The 537-nt window shown below is 34.6% G+C and carries 1 protein-coding gene; it reads right to left on the bottom strand.

Going from position 1 to position 537, the window contains the following annotated elements:
• On the bottom strand, window positions 1–537 hold a 537-nt coding region (locus IDG60_RS27220; protein ID WP_206160407.1), incomplete at both ends, for a FecCD family ABC transporter permease.

Raw genomic sequence — 537 nt, 5'->3', positions numbered from 1 at the left:
TTAAACGACTTAATACATCTGATAGTAGTAACAAATCTGCACCTATAATAAATGTTAATGGAATCATGACTAAATAATTCTTACTCACATAGCGTTTGACTATATGCGGTACGATTAAGCCAACAAAGCCAATTGGTCCTGCCACTGATACCGACATACCTGTAAGAATAATGACTAATAGTCCAATGATAATTCTAACTTTATTTATATTTTGACCTAATCCCTTAGCAATGTCATCGCCTAGTTCCATTATCGTTAGTTGACGTCCAATAAAAATCGTTACAATTAAAGCACCAATAAGCCATGGTAGAATGGTTAAAATTTCATCCCACTTCATACTGGATAATGAACCGACAAGCCAAAACATCACTTGTTCGTTTGAATTCTCATTCAAAATAATAATACCTTCGGTCATACTACTAAAAAACAAATGGATGGCCATACCAGCCAATGCTAATTTAATGGGTGTCATACCTTTCGTAGCACCTGAAAGTGTATAAACAGTTAAACCACCTATAAATGCACCTATCACACCTA

This window comes from Staphylococcus sp. EG-SA-2 (genome assembly GCF_017152085.1).
The sequence above is the reverse complement of the archived record's forward strand: the minus strand, read 5'-3'. Positions and strand labels throughout refer to the sequence as shown.